A 14,326-nucleotide genomic window follows, 5' to 3' on the forward strand; every position below is an offset into this window, starting at 1 on the left:
TTGTCCATATAGTCAATGAGGTTGTCCATCATGTCAAGTGACCGGGGCGGCTACGAGTTGCCGCTGCGCATGCTGCTCGGCTTCCGCTCGGCGATCGACGAGGTGCACGCGGATCTGGCCGGGCACGGTCATCCCGAATTGCGGCCGATGCACGGCTTCGTCTTCCAGGCGATCGGTCGCGCGGGCGGTCCGCACGGTTGCACGGCCGCCGACCTCGGGCGCGCGCTCGGCGTCTCGAAACAGGCCGCGGGCAAGCACATCGAGGCGCTGGAGCGGCTGGGCTACCTACGCCGCGGGCACGATCCGTCCGACGCGCGGCGCAAGGTCTACACGCTCACCGAACGCGCCGAAGACGTGCTCATCCGATCGGCGCGAACGTTCGACCGGATCCGCGATCGCTGGTCGGAGCTGCTCGGCGCGGACCGGCTGGCCGCATTCGAGCGCGACCTGCGCTTGCTGACGCCCGGCGAGGTGTTCCGGCTCGATACGCCGAATTGGTTCACCGGTCCGTGAGCCGGTCGGGCGCGTGGTCGGCGATCTCCGGGCGATCGCTGTCGGACACCATCTCCCATACCCGGAAGATGCAGTGATAGTCGTCCGACCAGCCGCGCACCATCAGCAGGTAGGTGTCGCCGTCGCGGAGCACGATGCGGCGACCGCGCAGTTTGGGATGCTCCGGAGTGTAGGTGGGCAGCACACCGGCCAGCTTCGCCAGTGCCTGTGCGCGCGTGCCGACCACTTCGGTGAGAATTCGGGGTGACCAGCGCTTGTGATCGCCCGAACCCGTTGTTTCCTCGACGACTATCGCCCACCGCGGCATCCGGCCGTAATCCTCCCCGGTGCAGCTTGTCACCGCGGGCCGGTGACACCACCAACGATGGCTCAACCGTACCAGCGGACCTCGGGGCGGGTGTCCTGAACGGTGTTCAAGTATGCTGCCCAGCTGTGAGTACCGATCCGTTGAGCTGGTTGGACGAACGCGCTTCCGCACGGGTGGCCGCGGGACTGCGCCGTGAGCTGCGCCCGCGCGCCCCGCGAACGCCGTCGATCGATCTCGCCTCCAACGACTATCTCGGCCTGGTCCGCCATCCCGAGGTGACCGAGGGCGCGATCGAGGCGGTGCGCCGCTGGGGTGCGGGATCGACCGGGTCACGGCTGGTCACCGGCACCACCACCGAGCACGAACTGCTGGAGACCGAGCTGGCCGAATTCGTCGGCGCGGAAGCGGGACTGGTGTTCGCCTCCGGATACGCGGCCAACCTCGGCGCGGTGACCGCGCTGGCCGGGCGCGGCTCGCTGGTGGTCTCCGACGCGGGCAGCCACGCGTCGCTGGTGGACGCGTGCAGGCTCTCCCGCGCCCGGGTGGAGATCGCGCCGCATCGCGACGTCGCCGCCGTGGACCGGCTGCTGTCGGAGCGGACCGAGGACCGTGCGCTGGTGCTCACCGATTCGGTGTTCAGCGCCGACGGCGATCTCGCGCCGCTGACCGAGCTGCATCGCGTGACCAGGGCCAACGGTGCGGTGCTGGTGGTGGACGAGGCGCACGGCATCGGCGTGCGCGGCGCGGGCGGGCGCGGATTGGTGCACGAGACGGGCCTGGCCGGGGCGCCGGACCTGGTGATCACCGCGACGCTGTCGAAATCCCTCGCGGCACAAGGCGGTGTGGTGCTGAGCAGCGCGCGGGTGCGCGCCCACCTGATCGACGCCGCGCGCACGTTCATCTTCGACACCGGTCTCGCGCCCGCCGCCGTCGGCGCCGCGCGGGCCGCGCTGCGGGTGCTGCGCGCGCAGCCGGAGCTGGCCGAACGGGTGCTGGCTCGCGCCGCGGACATCGCCGCCATCGCCGGTGTGCCCGCGCCGCCTTCGGCGGTGGTGTCGGTCGTGCTCGGCCCGGCGCAGGTGGCTTTCGACGCCGCGCAGGCGTGCCGGGCGCGCGGGCTGGACGTGGGCTGCTTCCGTCCGCCGACGGTGCCGGAGGGCACGTCGCGACTGCGCTTGACCGCGCGGGCGAATCTCTCCCCGGCCGAACTGGATGTCATCGCGAGGGTGCTCGGCGAGGTGCTGGCGCAGGCGCGAGAGGCGGTACCGGCATGACCGTGCTGCTCGTCACCGGCACCTCCACCGATGTCGGCAAGACCGTCGTCACCGCGGCCGTCGCCGCCGCGGCGATGGCCAACGGCCGTTCGGTGGCGGTGTGCAAGCCGGGCCAGACCGGTGTGGCGGCCGGTGAACCCGGCGATCTCGCGGAGATCCAGCGGTTGTCCGGCGTCACCCGCACCCTCGAACTCGCCCGCTACCCCGACCCGCTCGCGCCCGACACCGCCGCCCGCCGCGCCGGGCTGCCGGAACTGACGCTGGCCGAGACCGCCGCCGCCGTCGACTCTTTGACCGGCGCCGACCTCGTTCTGGTCGAGGGCGCGGGTGGACTGCTCGTGCGCCTGGGCGATTTCACGTTGCTCGACCTCGCCCAGAAACTCGGCGCACCCGTCCTGCTGGTCACCGCCGCCGGGCTGGGGACGCTCAACCACACCGAACTGACCACCCGCACACTGCACGCGGCGGGCGTGCGGTGCGCGGGCCTGGTGATCGGTTCCTGGCCCGCCGAACCCGATCTCGCCGCCGAGTGCAACCGCACCGACCTGCCGCGCGTCACCGGCGTCGACCTGGTGGGCTCGGTGCCGCAAGGCGCAGGCGGCTGGGAGCGCGCGCGATTCACCGCCGCCGCCCCCGGCTGGTTCGAGCCCGCCTGGTCACCTTTCCGCTGACCGGCCGCGTTCGCGAAGGGCTCCGAACGGCGGTGGCTCCAACACGATGCCCAGGGCGGCACTGATATCCAGGCGGTGGACGCGGGGTGCCCAGCGGAATGGTGCCAGAGGACAACGAAATCGGCCGCCGGACCGTCCCCGGGGAACTCGCGGCCATGGCCGCGGCGGCACGCTGAGCGATAGCGGGCTCGTGGCGACCATCCGCACCCGTGCCTACAGTGGGATGGATGTCGCCGATGGACGAGAGGCACCCGTCCACCGTCTCCGACTGGGACGACGCGCGACGCCGAGCCCGGCTGCGGGACACGAGCCCGGGGCACGGGTGGAAGACGTTGCGCCGCACCAGGGTGACGCTGCTCCGGGTGGCCGCGCTGCTGCTGGCCGGGCTGGTGGTGTTCGCGCAGTACTGGAAGTACGACGTCGCGCCGGAACAAGCGCGACTGGCGCGCACCGAGCCCGCCATCCTGCCCGTCGCCCCGCCGGTGGACCCGCAGAACTGGGACACCGTCGTGGTGGACCTGGTCGGGCTCGGCGGGCTCGACGCCGGTGACACCGCCGCCGCGCTGCCCGCTCTGCGCAGGATGGGCATGGTGTGGGCGATCCGCTACGACAACCAAGGTATCGACACCAAGGTCATCGCCGATCTCGTGGTGCGCGCCGCCGAACTCTCGGGCCTGCGCAACATCGTGCTGGTCGGCCACAGCATGGGTGGAGTGATCGCGCTCGAGGTCGCCGAGCACATCCACCGCGACAGCGACCGCAGACTGGTCGGGGTGATCCTGGACTGCACGCCGGTCGACCTGAACGCCGTGCGCCCGGAGAGCCGCGGGCGCGGTGAGGACATGCTGCGCTGGATGGGCTGGCTGCCCGGCGCGCGGGAAAGCCGCATGCTCCGGCTGGCCGTGGAGACCTACGCCCGCCGGGACCGTTTCGTCGACCGGGGCCACGGGCTGCCCGGCGTCCGGCTCGGCGAGCTGGGCGAGGTGCTGGCGGAAGTGATGCGGGAGAAGATCGTCTCGCGCGACGCGGCGAGCAACGGCCTGATCGAGTCCCAGTTCACCGCCATCGTGGCCGGTGGCGCGACGGACGACTTGCGCACCCTGGCCCAGCCGGTGGCGGACAAGCCGCGGCCCGCGATCGTCTTCATCCGGCCCCGCGACGCGAACGCCGACCGCGTGGTCGATGTCGAGTACTCCCACCGGGTGCTGATCGAGCAGTCCGGCGGAGTGGACGGCACACTGCTGGTGGTGCTGGCGCGCAACACCGGGCACGCCAATCCCATGCAGCGGCCCCGGGAGTACAACACGGTGATCGAACAGCAGATCCTGCCGTTCGTGCAGCGTTATCAGCAGCAGGTCCGGTCGGCGACGGTGGCCGCGCCGCCGCGCTGAGGGGTTCGAACCAGGCTGAGACAAACCGTTCTCGCGCCGGTTTCGTCTTGTTGTAATTCGCGTTATGTTCCGACCAAGTACGTTCCGGTCCGGCCGCCGCGGCCGCGCGACCGCCGCATTGCTCGCCGTTGCGACCGTTGCGACCCTCGGACTCACCGGCTGCGCGAAGGACGACGAGCCGGTCGGTCCCACCGCCGACGGGCCATTGCCGACCGAGGTTCCCGCCGGAACCACCCTCGTGGTCGCCGATCAGTCCGAGCGCCTGCAATCCGTGCTTCGCCTGTCCGGCGAGCTGGACAAACTGCCGTTCAAGGTGGAGTTCGCCAACTTCGTCGGCGGTCCCGCGATCCTGGAGGCGTTCCGCGCGGGCGCCGCCGACGTCGCGCAGGTCGGCGACGTCCCGCCGATCCACGCGTTGGTGGCCGGGCAGGACGTTCCGATCATCGCGTCCTACCAGACCAGCACCACCGCCTTGAAGCTGGCGGTGGCGCCGGGCAAGCCGGTGTCGAAGCTGTCGGATCTGAAGGGCAAGAAGATCGCCTACGCCGAGGGAACCGCCCAGCAGGCCGCCGTGCTGCGCGCCATCGACAAGGCCGGGCTCACCACCTCCGACGTGCAGTTGATCCGGCTGCAGCTGGCCGAGTTCCCCGATGCCGTGCGCACCGGCCAGGTCGACGTCGCGCCGCTGATCGAGCCGAACGTCACCCGGTTCCTGCGCACGCCGGGCGCCTCGCTGGTCCCGGATTCGGAGACCGCAGGCATCTACGGCGGTCTGGCCTACCTGTACGCGCGCCGGGCCGTCGTGCGCGACCCGGCGAAGGCCGCCGCCAGCCGTGCGCTGGTCGGCGCGTTCGTCCGCGCCTACCAGTGGGCCAACACCCACCCGGAGGACTGGGCGCGCCGCTACTACGTGGACAACCAGAAGGTGAGCGCCGACGACGCCAAGCGCATCGTGGAATCCCTGGGCGCCTACGTCTTCCCGCACTTGGACCAGCAGCTCGTCGACCGGCAGCAGGCCACCATCGACGCCATCGCCGAGGCGGGCGAACTGCCCGAGAAGGTGCAGGCGGCCAACGGCTTCGACCTGCGCTTCGACGCCGCGGTGACGCAGGCGGTCACCGAGAGCGGCGCGTCGTTCGAGCCGAAGGCCCGCTGATGGCGACCGTCGACGCCGCGGTGCTGCGCCGCTTCGGTCGCGGCCGCTCCGCGACGGAACCGGTGCCGGCGAAGCGCAAGCCGACCCGGCCGCGCCTCGGACCAGGCCGTCCCATCCCGTTCGGCATCGCGGTGGGACCGCTGTTGCTGATCGCCGCATGGGTGGCCGGATCGGCCACCGGCACACTGGACCCCGAGACGCTGCCCGCGCCGTGGACGGTCGCCGAGACCGCCGGTGACCTGCTGGCCGACGGTCGTCTGCAGAGCAATCTGCTGACCTCGGTGCAACGCGCCGCGATCGGGCTCGGCCTTGGTGTCGCGATCGGCCTGGTGCTGGCGTTGCTGGCCGGGCTGAGCCGGATCGGTGAAGCGCTGGTGGACGGGCCGATCCAGATCAAGCGCGCCATTCCGACGCTCGCGCTGATCCCGCTGTTCATCGTGTGGTTCGGCATCGGCGAGGAGATGAAGCTGGTGGTGATCACCACCAGCGTGGCGATCCCGATCTACTTGAACACGCACGCGCATCTGCGCAGCGTCGACGCCAGGTACGTGGAACTCGCCCAGACCGTCGGTCTGTCGCGGTGGGGATTCATCCGCCGGATCGCGCTGCCGGGATCGCTGCCCGGTTTCTTCACCGGCCTGCGGCTGGCCGTCACCATCTCGTGGCTGGCGCTGGTCGTGGTGGAGCAGGTCAACGCCACCAGCGGCATCGGATACCTGATGACCCAGGCCCGCACCTACGGCCAGATCGACATCATCGTGGTCGGCCTGGTGATCTACGGCCTGCTCGGCCTGTTCGGCGACCTGCTGGTGCGCGCCGTGGAAAGGAGGGCGCTGTCATGGCGGCAGACACTCGGGGACTGAACGTGGTCCGTGTCCGGCGGCTGCGCCGTGGCTTCGGCGACCGGGTCGTGCTGCGCGATCTCGACATCGACATCGCCCGCGGCGAGTTCGTCGCGTTGCTCGGCCGCAGCGGGTCGGGCAAGAGCACGCTGCTGCGCGCGCTGGCCGAATTGGATTACGACGTTCCGGGTTCGGGCGAGTTGAGCGTGCCCACCGAGCGCTCCGTGGTGTTCCAGGACTCGCGGTTGCTGCCCTGGGTGCGGGTGCTCGACAACGTGACCCTCGGCCTCGGCGGTCCGGACGCGGCCGGTCGCGGCCGCGCGGCGCTGGCCGAGGTCGGGCTCGCGGGCCGAGAGCAGGCCTGGCCCAAGGAGCTGTCCGGCGGCGAGCAGCAGCGCGTCGCGCTGGCGCGTTCGCTGGTGCGCGAACCCGAATTGCTGCTGGCGGACGAACCGTTCGGCGCGCTGGACGCGCTGACCCGGATCAAGATGCACGCACTGCTGCAGGACCTGTGCGCCAAGCACCGGCCCGCCGTGCTGCTGGTCACCCACGACGTGGACGAGGCGGTGCTGCTGGCCGACCGCGTCCTGGTGCTCGACGAAGGGCGCATCGCGGTGGACCAGCGCATCGACCTGGAACGTCCGCGCAGCCACGGTGATCCCGCCTTCCTGCGGCACCGCTCCCTGCTGCTGGCCAGCCTGGGCGTCGACATCGCCGACGCGCCCACCGACGAGAAGAAAGCCTCATGAACGCACCGCGCCAACTCAGCCTCAACGCCTTCATCTATCCCTCCGGCCACCACGAGGCGGCCTGGCGGCATCCGTGGAGCAGCCCCGACCGAATCTACGACGTCGCCTACTACCAGGAGATCGGACGCACCGCCGAGGCGGCGAAACTGGACGCGGTGTTCTTCGCCGACGGACCCGCCCTGCGCACCGACGTCGAGCACAACGCGGCCTCCGGTCTGGAGCCGATCACCCTGCTCACCGCGATCGCCACGGCGACAACGCATCTCGGCCTCATCGCCACCGCGTCGACCACGTATTACGAGCCCTACAACCTGGCCAGGCTGTTCTCCACGCTGGACCACATCTCCGGCGGCCGGGCGGGCTGGAACATCGTCACCACCGGCACCGATCTCGCCGCGGCCAACTTCGGTCTGGACAAGCATCCCGTCCACGCCGAACGGTACGCCCGCGCACGGGAATTCGTCGACGCCGTGGTCGCGTTGTGGGACAGCTGGGAGGACGACGCCATCGTCCTGGACCGGGCCTCCGGCGTGTACGCCGACCCGGAGAAGATCCACCGGATCGACTTCGCGGGCGAACACCTGCGGGTACGTGGTCCGTTCACCGCGCCGCGCACCCCGCAGGGCCACCCGGTGCTGGTGCAGGCGGGCGCGTCGAACGACGGGCGCGCGTTCGCGGGCAAGTACGCGGAGGCGATCTTCACCGCGCACCAAAGGCTCAGCGACGCCCAGGCGTTCTACGCCGACATCAAGCAGCGGGCCCGCGGCTTCGGGCGCGACCCAGAGCACGTCAAGATCCTGCCCGGGATCAGCCCGTTCATCGCCGACACCGAGGCGGCGGCGAAGAAGTTGGAGCAGGAGTTCAACGAGCTCACCGTGCCGGAATACGGCCTGGCGCAACTCGAGGGCATCGTCGGGATCAGCCTGCGGCACCTGCCGCTGGACGAGCCGATCCCGGTCGAATTGTTCGACGCGGCGGGCGATGTCACCGACAACGGGCGGAGCCGGTTGCAGGTCGTGGCCGGCATCGTGCAGCGGGAACGGCCGACCGTGCGCGGCCTGCTGCACCGCCTCGCCGGTGCGCGCGGCCACCGGGTGTTCGCCGGGACGCCCGAGCAGGTCGCCGACACCATCGAGGAATGGTTCCGCAACGGCGCCGCCGACGGGTTCAACGTGATGCCCCCGTACTACCCGGGCGGACTGGAGATCTTCGCCGAGACGGTCGTGCCGATCCTGCAGGAGCGCGGCCTGTTCCGCACCGAGTACAGCGGCACCACCCTGCGCGACCACTTCGGCCTGCCCCGCCCCGACAGCCGCTTCGCCCGGCAGCCCGCGCTGGCCCGGTGAGCGGCGGCGACGGAAGCGACTGTCCGCCCGGGCGCAGGGCTGTCCGCCGCAGGACGGCACCGGTGGGAGCGAAATCGGCGCGCGATCTCGCCTCGGGCAGCGTCTTCGGGCTGCCGGTGATCGAGGGGAGCGCGGCGTCGTGGCGTCGAGCGGTGGCGCGATGAGCGAGCGGTCCGCCGTGGCGGGCGAAGTCGTCGGCGCGGTGCGGTTGCGGTCGCTGACCTGGACGGTGTTCGTGCCGATGGTGGTGTACGGCATCGGGTCCGGCGCGGCCGCGCCGATGTACGCGCTGCGCGCGCTCGATCTGGGGGCGTCGGCCGGGCTGGCCGGCGTCGTCGTCGCGCTGTCCGGACTGGGCATGGTGCTCACCGATCTGCCCGCCGGGCGGGTGGTCGCCAGGATCGGCGAACGCGGCGCGCTGGCGCTCGGCTCGGTGCTCGGGGCGCTCGGCGTGCTCGCGGCGATCGTCGCGCCGAATGTCGGCGTGCTCGCGCTGGGCATGCTGCTGGGCGGCGCGGCAAGCGCGGTGTGGGGCCTGGCTCGCCAGTCCTATCTGGTGGCCGTGATACCCACGAACGACCTCGGGCGCGCGATGTCGACGCTGGCCGGTTCCATGCGGCTGGGGTTCTTCTGCGGCCCGTTCCTCGGTGCGGCCGTGGTGCATTCGCTCGGTCCCAACGGCGCGCTGTGGTTGCAGCTGGCGACCACGGTGGTGTCCGGCGCGGCCATGGCGGCGATCCGATCGCCCGAGGCAGCGGGCGGACGGGGCGCCGGGCACGCGCTGACGGCGATCGTGGTCGAGCACCGCAGGACACTCGGCACGCTCGGGCTGGCCGCGCTGCTGGTCGGCGCCGCGCGGGCGGCGCGGCTGGCGCTGCTGCCGTTGTGGGCCGCGCACATCGGAGTGAGCGCCTCGACGACCAGTCTGATCTTCGGCGTGGCGGGCGCGATGGACGTGCTGATGTCCTATCCCGCGGGGGTGTGGCTGGATCGCTACGGCAGGCGGGCGACCGGTGTGCCGTCGATGGTCCTGTTCGCCGCCGGTTTCGGCGTGTTGCCGTTCACCTCCTCGGTGTTCGGTCTCGGGTGCGCCGCCGTGCTGCTCGGGCTGGCCAACGGGATGAGCAACGGGCTGATCATGACGGTCGGCGCGGACGTCGCGCCCGACGGGCAGCGCGCGGAGTTCCTCGGCGCTTGGCGGCTCACCCACGACATCGGCATGTTCGCCGGGCCGGTGGCGGTCGGCGCGATCAGCGCCGTCACGGTGCTGGGCGGAGCGGCCGTCGCGCTCGCGCTCACCGCCGCGGCGGGCGCCTACACCATGCACCGCTGGTTTCCCGGGGTGGTCGTGCCGCCGGCACGGCAGCCGTCCGCCGAGACCGGGTAGCCGCTCGGCCCTCGCCGCCACTGCGCGGGATAAGGGAATTTCCACTGGTGGCTGGTGTCGCTGGGGCGTTGTCACCGATGCGCGTCGGTATGGTGCTGCGCCATGCCCATCCCCTTCCTTCGGCGAGCCGTTCCGGTCGCGGCCTCGATCAGCATGTGCGTCGCTGTCACGCTCGCGGTGGCGCCCGCGGCAGCGGAAAGCCCGGCGACCGGGCAACTGAGTGCGATCGAACTGCTCGATCCGGCGTGGACATTCCCCGAGGCCATGGCCTCGTTCGGGATCGGCTACACCACGACCGATCAGCACGGAGCCGCCGCGCAGGCCTCCGGTGCGCTCTATCTGCCCAAGGGCCTGCCGCCGGAGGGCGGATGGCCGCTGGTGGTGTGGGCGCACGGAACCGCCGGCATCGGCGATGCCTGCGCGCCGTCGCGCCGCCCGCAGTCCGAGCGGAACACCTCGTATTTCGACCGGATTCTGGAGAACGGGTACGCGGTGCTGGCTCCGGACTATCAGGGCCTCGGCACCCGCGGGCAGTTCAGCTACTACAACACGCAGGTCGAGGGAATGTCGATAGTGGACGCGGTCGCCGCGCTGCGCGCGACTCCCTTTCCGCTGTCGCGGAGATGGGTCGTCGTCGGCCAGTCGGAAGGAGCGCACGCGGCGATGAGCGCTGCGGCCCTGTACGCCGAGAAAGGCGGTTCCGCGCCCGGTTTGAGCGGGGTAGTGGTCACCGGACTGCGCACCGACCCGAGTAAGAGCCTGCCGGAGATGTTCCGGCGCGACTCGACCGGCTCGAAGAACCAGATCGCCTACGCGGCGTATTACCTGGCTTCGCTGGAGGAACTGAACCCCGGCAGCGTCACCCCGTACCTGTCGGATTTCGGCAAGGAATTCGTGGAAAAGGCGGCCCACGAATGCTTGTCGCGCCTGGTCGAGCGCGCCGAGGGCCGCAGGCCGTCGGCGCTCGTCGCCGATCCCGATCGGCCGACGCCCACCTTCACCGAGGACATCGCCGCCTTGACGAGATATCCGGAAGACCGGTTCACCAGCGATCTCAGGATCGGCTACGGCACGGCCGACATCGATGTGCCGCCCACCGACACCGAGGGCTACGGGCAGAAGTTGCGACAGCTCAACCCCGGAGTACAAGTGACGGTCCAGAGCTACCCCGGCCAGGACCACAGCGGTGCGTTCTTGGCATCGCTTCCGGACACATCGGCTTTCCTGAACACGCACCTGCGCTGAACCCTCGGCGCGCCACAGCGGGCCGCCGGAAACCAGGCCGCTACACCGAACGCGGAACCGTCATGCCGACGCGTCGGACGTCAGCGGACGCGAGTGCCGAGCAGGTGCCGCACCCCCGCCACGAACAATTGCAGGCCGAAGTCGAAACGAGCGGTGGCGTCGGTGGTCTCCTCCAGCGGCGACGCGCCCTCGGGCAGGGCGCCCGCCGAGTCCATCTGCATCCTGGACTGCTCGTCCACGGTCTCGCCGAGCACGTAGTACAGCAGCGTGAACGCCGCGAGTTCGGCCTCCTGACGCGGCATCCCCGCGCGAATGGCCGCGCTCGCCAAGCGTTCCCGCCCCTTGCTTGTGGTGAGTCTCGACGCGTAGGTCGCCGAGACCAGTTCGGCGCCGTCGCGATAGGCCAGCAGGCAGTCGCGCAGCCGGTGGGCCAGCTCGGTGATCTGCCCGGACCACTCCTCGGCTTCGATCGGGTCATCCATGGGCGCGAGTATCTTGTCCGCGACCGCGCCGAGCAGCGCCTGCTTGTTGGGGAAGTGCCAGTACAGCGCTCCCGGCTGGACCTGGAGCGAACCGGCCAGCCTGCGCATGGTGAGGTCGGCCAGGCCGTATCGGTCCAGAATCGCGATGGCGCCGTCGACCACGTCCGCCCGGTGCAGTTGCACTCGATGCCCTTCCCGTCGTGCTTTGACTCACTCCTGTCGCTACCCTAGCCTGAACACCGTTCAAGTTGCACGGCCACCTCGGCCGGACGAAGGGATTCGTGCAGTGACCCAGGCACCCGTAGCCACCGGCATTCTGTCGATCGCCCGCGAGCAGGTGCTCGAGCGCGGTGAAGGGCTGAATCAGGAGCAGACCCTGGCGGTGCTGCGCCTCGGCGACGACCAGTTGGAGGAGTTGCTCGCCCTGGCGCACGAGGTGCGCATGAAGTGGTGCGGTCCCGAAGTCGAGGTCGAGGGCATCATCAGCCTCAAGACCGGCGGCTGCCCCGAGGACTGCCACTTCTGCTCGCAGTCGGGCCTGTTCCAGTCGCCGGTGCGCGCGGCGTGGCTGGACATCCCGAGCCTGGTGGAGGCCGCCAAGCAGACCGCCAAGACCGGCGCCACCGAGTTCTGCATCGTGGCCGCCGTGCGCGGGCCGGACGAGCGCCTGATGGCCCAGGTGGCCGCCGGTGTCGAGGCCATCCGCAACGAGGTGGACATCCAGGTCGCCTGCTCGCTGGGCATGCTCACCCAGGAGCAGGTCGACCAGCTGGCCGCCATGGGCGTGCACCGCTACAACCACAACCTGGAGACCTCCCGCTCCTACTTCCCGAACGTGGTGACCACGCACACCTGGGAGGAGCGCTGGGACACCCTGCGTATGGTCCGCGAAGCGGGCATGGAGGTCTGCTGTGGCGGCATCCTCGGCATGGGCGAGACCCTGGAGCAACGCGCCGAGTTCGCCGCCAACCTGGCCGAACTCGAGCCCGACGAGGTCCCGCTGAACTTCCTCAACCCGCGACCGGGCACGCCGTTCGGCGACCTGGAGGTGCTGCCCGCGTCCGACGCGCTGCGCGCCGTCGCCGCCTTCCGGCTCGCGCTGCCGCGCACCATGCTGCGCTTCGCGGGCGGCCGGGAGATCACCCTCGGTGACCTCGGCGCCAAACAGGGCATCCTGGGCGGCATCAACGCCGTCATCGTCGGCAACTACCTGACCACCCTCGGCCGCCCCGCCGAACAGGACCTGGACCTGCTCGGCGAGCTGAAGATGCCGATCAAGGCGCTCAACGAAACGCTCTGACCCGGCTCGGTTGCGACGAAGAGGCAGGCGAGCATGGGTACTGTCATGGACATGGACGAGCGCTACAACCCGTTCACCGGCAAGCGGATAGTGCCGGGCCTCGACGACGCGATCCCGCCCGCCGCCGCGCTGGGCCTGGAGCCGCCGCGCTTCTGCGAGCAGTGCGGCCGCCGCATGATCGTGCAGGTGAGCCCGGACGGCTGGTGGGCCAAGTGCTCCCGGCACGGCGTCATCGACTCCGCCGAACTGGAACGCCGCTAGTGGCGTCGTCGCGGGGTGAGGGGCGGGCGGCGGCGGTGGTCGCCGTCGCCGTGGTGGTGGTGAGCGCGCTCGCGGGTGTCGGCTGGGGTCTGCTCGCGCCTACCGAGCGTCTGCTCGTGGTCGAGCCGGGTCGTGGGGTCGCGCTGACCGGAGAGAGCACTCATCAGTTCGACGCGCTGGCGTTGTTCGTGCTCGCGGGGGCGGTGCTCGGCCTGCTCGGCGCGCTGGCCGTATGGCGCTGGCGCTCGGCGCGCGGGCCGCTGCTGCAACTGGGCCTGCTGCTCGGCAGCGGCGCGGGCGCGGTGGCGATGGCCCGCGTGGGGGAGCAGGTGGCCGAGTGGTCGCATCCGCGCCCGCACGACCCGCCGGTCGGCCAGATCGTCACGCTCCCGATCGAATTGGGCAGTGATCTCGCGTTGATCGTGCAGCCGCTGATCGCGTCGTTCGTCATGCTGTTCCTCGCCGCGCTCAGTACGTCGGAGGATCTCGGCAGCGGACGCCGCGCCGCCCGGAAGGAGCAAACCTTCACGGGCTCCGGAGGCGTCGCTGCGAGCGGGGAAGAGCTGCCTTATCGTGGCTACGAGCCTGCCTCGGAAGAGTATTCGGTACCCGAATACCGGCAACGGTATTGACCCGGCGCGTGGTGGCGGCAGGCTCGACCACCGCGGGGTGGCGCGAAGCGCGGGGAAGGAACAGGACGTGACCTTTGTCGGTGGCGGGCCGGTCGTCGAAGAGCTCGACGCCAAGTTCTGGCGGGTGACCGAACCGTTCGTCTACCGCGGGGCGAGTGCGGAATTCGTCATCCCCGCCGGTTTCCGCACCGATTTCGCGTCGGTGCCACGCCCGCTGATCTGGCTGATCCCCCGCTACGGCATCTACACCCGCGCCGCGATCCTGCACGATTATCTGCTCAGCACACACGCCGTCAGCGTGGCCGACGCCGACGGCATCTTCCGCCGCAGCCTGCACGAACTCGGGGTCTCGCTGCCGCGCCGCTGGATGATGTGGGCGGCCGTGCGTGCCGCCCACCGCTTGCGTGGCGCGAGCGCGGGCGAGGTCGCGCGCTTCCTCGTCGTCGCGATCCCTTCGGTGTTCTTCCTCGCCGTCCCCGCGACCGTCGTGACGCTGTTCCTCCTGCTGTTCTGGCTCGTCGAACTGGCCTTCTGGGCCGCTTCCCGACTGTCGCAACGAACCGAAGCTCCCCCGCCGAGCCCGCAGATGAAGGCCGCTTGATCGCCTCTTCATGATCAACGGCACAGGAATCTACTCGCGAAACGCCGCGGCGTGCCGTTGATCTTGTTATTCCGGCGAAAACCGGTGGAGGCCGGTGTGGGCGTGGGGATACGGTGGGTCGCCGAGAAAGCGTTGGAAGGGGTTGGGGCGGTGAGGCGCGCACCTGGAG

General features: G+C 70.7%; 16 protein-coding genes. 14 read left to right on the forward strand and 2 right to left on the reverse strand.

Annotated elements, in window-relative coordinates; genetic code table 11:
- Positions 1-30 precede the first annotated feature (30 nt).
- Positions 31-513, forward strand: a complete 483-nt coding sequence (locus U3653_RS25920) for a MarR family winged helix-turn-helix transcriptional regulator (protein WP_195082684.1) — start codon at positions 31-33, stop codon at positions 511-513.
- Here U3653_RS25920 and U3653_RS25925 read toward each other — a convergent pair.
- Positions 500-820 (reverse strand): hypothetical protein, encoded by a 321-nt coding sequence (locus U3653_RS25925; protein ID WP_195082685.1) that lies wholly within the window; start codon positions 818-820, stop codon positions 500-502. The two genes, U3653_RS25920 and U3653_RS25925, sit on opposite strands and share 14 nt — an antisense overlap.
- A 125-nt stretch (positions 821-945) precedes the next feature.
- Here U3653_RS25925 and U3653_RS25930 point away from each other — a divergent pair, with 125 nt between their 5' ends.
- From U3653_RS25930 to U3653_RS25970, 9 genes are all read left to right on the forward strand, one after another.
- Positions 946-2,094: an 8-amino-7-oxononanoate synthase gene (locus U3653_RS25930; RefSeq protein WP_195082686.1), complete on the forward strand. Its 1,149-nt coding sequence runs from the start codon at positions 946-948 to the stop codon at positions 2,092-2,094.
- Positions 2,091-2,765, forward strand: coding sequence for a dethiobiotin synthase (gene bioD, locus U3653_RS25935; RefSeq protein WP_195082687.1), 675 nt, complete (start codon positions 2,091-2,093; stop codon positions 2,763-2,765). Before U3653_RS25930 ends, bioD begins: the two co-directional genes overlap by 4 nt.
- Positions 2,766-2,992: 227 nt before the next feature.
- Positions 2,993-4,156, forward strand: coding sequence for an alpha/beta fold hydrolase (locus tag U3653_RS25940; protein ID WP_195082688.1), 1,164 nt, complete (start codon positions 2,993-2,995; stop codon positions 4,154-4,156).
- 64 nt (positions 4,157-4,220) lie between these two features.
- Positions 4,221-5,312 (forward strand): ABC transporter substrate-binding protein, encoded by a 1,092-nt coding sequence (locus tag U3653_RS25945; RefSeq protein ID WP_195082689.1) that lies wholly within the window; start codon positions 4,221-4,223, stop codon positions 5,310-5,312.
- Positions 5,312-6,175 (forward strand): ABC transporter permease, encoded by an 864-nt coding sequence (locus tag U3653_RS25950; RefSeq protein ID WP_195082690.1) that lies wholly within the window; start codon positions 5,312-5,314, stop codon positions 6,173-6,175. Before U3653_RS25945 ends, U3653_RS25950 begins: the two co-directional genes overlap by 1 nt.
- A complete protein-coding gene (locus tag U3653_RS25955) occupies positions 6,151-6,903 on the forward strand; it encodes an ABC transporter ATP-binding protein (protein ID WP_195082691.1) in 753 nt (250 codons plus the stop codon). The genes U3653_RS25950 and U3653_RS25955 overlap by 25 nt, the downstream gene beginning before the upstream one ends.
- Positions 6,900-8,249 carry an LLM class flavin-dependent oxidoreductase gene (locus U3653_RS25960; protein WP_195082692.1) on the forward strand — a complete coding sequence of 450 codons (1,350 nt, stop codon included), beginning with the start codon at positions 6,900-6,902 and terminating at the stop codon, positions 8,247-8,249. The genes U3653_RS25955 and U3653_RS25960 overlap by 4 nt, the downstream gene beginning before the upstream one ends.
- A 160-nt stretch (positions 8,250-8,409) precedes the next feature.
- On the forward strand, positions 8,410-9,636 hold the full coding sequence (locus U3653_RS25965; RefSeq protein ID WP_195082693.1) for an MFS transporter: 1,227 nt from the start codon (positions 8,410-8,412) through the stop codon (positions 9,634-9,636).
- Between the two features lie 102 nt (positions 9,637-9,738).
- The gene (locus U3653_RS25970) at positions 9,739-10,881 is read left to right on the forward strand and encodes an alpha/beta hydrolase family protein (RefSeq protein WP_195082694.1); all 1,143 of its coding nucleotides are present in this window, start codon (positions 9,739-9,741) and stop codon (positions 10,879-10,881) included.
- An 80-nt stretch (positions 10,882-10,961) separates the two neighbouring features.
- Here the strand turns inward: U3653_RS25970 and U3653_RS25975 are convergent, their stop codons facing one another.
- Entirely contained in the window at positions 10,962-11,546 is a 585-nt protein-coding gene (locus U3653_RS25975; protein ID WP_195082695.1) for a TetR/AcrR family transcriptional regulator C-terminal domain-containing protein, read from the reverse strand.
- A gap of 103 nt (positions 11,547-11,649) precedes the next feature.
- On the opposite strand from U3653_RS25975, the gene bioB reads away from it, so the two are divergent.
- The 4 genes from bioB (at position 11,650) to U3653_RS25995 (ending at position 14,157) form a co-directional block, all read left to right on the forward strand.
- Positions 11,650-12,663 (forward strand): biotin synthase BioB, encoded by a 1,014-nt coding sequence (gene bioB / locus U3653_RS25980; RefSeq protein WP_195046255.1) that lies wholly within the window; start codon positions 11,650-11,652, stop codon positions 12,661-12,663.
- Positions 12,664-12,696: 33 nt separating this feature from the next.
- Complete coding sequence (gene bsaP / locus U3653_RS25985; protein ID WP_323124499.1) at positions 12,697-12,924, forward strand: biotin synthase auxiliary protein BsaP; 228 nt, start codon at positions 12,697-12,699, stop codon at positions 12,922-12,924.
- Positions 12,924-13,556, forward strand: coding sequence for a DUF2567 domain-containing protein (locus tag U3653_RS25990; protein ID WP_195082696.1), 633 nt, complete (start codon positions 12,924-12,926; stop codon positions 13,554-13,556). The genes bsaP and U3653_RS25990 overlap by 1 nt, the downstream gene beginning before the upstream one ends.
- 67 nt (positions 13,557-13,623) lie before the next feature.
- Positions 13,624-14,157 carry a DUF1353 domain-containing protein gene (locus U3653_RS25995; protein WP_195082697.1) on the forward strand — a complete coding sequence of 178 codons (534 nt, stop codon included), beginning with the start codon at positions 13,624-13,626 and terminating at the stop codon, positions 14,155-14,157.
- Positions 14,158-14,326: the final 169 nt, after the last annotated feature.

The sequence above is a fragment of the Nocardia implantans genome, from assembly GCF_035544775.1.
Taxonomy (GTDB): Bacteria; Actinomycetota; Actinomycetes; order Mycobacteriales; family Mycobacteriaceae; genus Nocardia; species Nocardia implantans.

Excerpts from the sequence above, each read along its gene's own strand:
- U3653_RS25965 (WP_195082693.1), top strand. The coding sequence starts at position 8,410 with ATGAGCGAGCGGTCCGCCGTGGCGGGCGAAGTCGTCGGCGCGGTGCGG.
- bioD (WP_195082687.1), top strand. The coding sequence starts at position 2,091 with ATGACCGTGCTGCTCGTCACCGGCACCTCCACCGATGTCGGCAAGACC.
- U3653_RS25945 (WP_195082689.1), top strand. The coding sequence starts at position 4,221 with ATGTTCCGACCAAGTACGTTCCGGTCCGGCCGCCGCGGCCGCGCGACC.
- U3653_RS25940 (WP_195082688.1), top strand. The coding sequence starts at position 2,993 with ATGTCGCCGATGGACGAGAGGCACCCGTCCACCGTCTCCGACTGGGAC.
- U3653_RS25970 (WP_195082694.1), top strand. The coding sequence starts at position 9,739 with ATGCCCATCCCCTTCCTTCGGCGAGCCGTTCCGGTCGCGGCCTCGATC.
- U3653_RS25950 (WP_195082690.1), top strand. The coding sequence starts at position 5,312 with ATGGCGACCGTCGACGCCGCGGTGCTGCGCCGCTTCGGTCGCGGCCGC.
- bsaP (WP_323124499.1), top strand. The coding sequence starts at position 12,697 with ATGGGTACTGTCATGGACATGGACGAGCGCTACAACCCGTTCACCGGC.
- U3653_RS25955 (WP_195082691.1), top strand. The coding sequence starts at position 6,151 with ATGGCGGCAGACACTCGGGGACTGAACGTGGTCCGTGTCCGGCGGCTG.
- U3653_RS25920 (WP_195082684.1), top strand. The coding sequence starts at position 31 with ATGTCAAGTGACCGGGGCGGCTACGAGTTGCCGCTGCGCATGCTGCTC.
- U3653_RS25925 (WP_195082685.1), bottom strand. The coding sequence starts at position 820 with ATGCCGCGGTGGGCGATAGTCGTCGAGGAAACAACGGGTTCGGGCGAT.
- U3653_RS25960 (WP_195082692.1), top strand. The coding sequence starts at position 6,900 with ATGAACGCACCGCGCCAACTCAGCCTCAACGCCTTCATCTATCCCTCC.